Origin of the sequence: Pseudoalteromonas sp. S1650 (assembly GCF_005887195.1) — a bacterium.
GTDB lineage: Bacteria > Pseudomonadota > Gammaproteobacteria > Enterobacterales > Alteromonadaceae > Pseudoalteromonas > Pseudoalteromonas simplex.
Window position 1 is genome coordinate 1 of sequence record NZ_PNDF01000159.1, and the last position, 242, is coordinate 242.

At 52.1% G+C, this 242-nt stretch carries 1 protein-coding gene; it reads right to left on the reverse strand.

Going from position 1 to position 242, the window contains the following annotated elements:
* Positions 1–242 (reverse strand): Ig-like domain-containing protein (locus CWB80_RS22630; protein WP_249362678.1); only part of this gene is annotated, 242 nt, incomplete at both ends.

Consider the following 242-nt stretch of genomic DNA (forward strand, 5'->3'; position numbering starts at 1 on the left):
AATAAGGTTTGGGTGATGGTCACTGTGCTACCGGCGGGTAAATCTGATGTACCACTTAAGGTCACCAGTTGACCCAGTAAGAAGGTCGGCACAAAAGCAAGCTCCGGTGGAATGGTGTCGACTTCACCACTGTCACTGGCACTGCTGTTATTACCTGCTGCATCGCTGATACTGGCACTGACTGTGTAGTTGCCATCAGCTAAGGCTTGCCCTGCTTCGGCGCTCCAATTGCCTGAAGCATC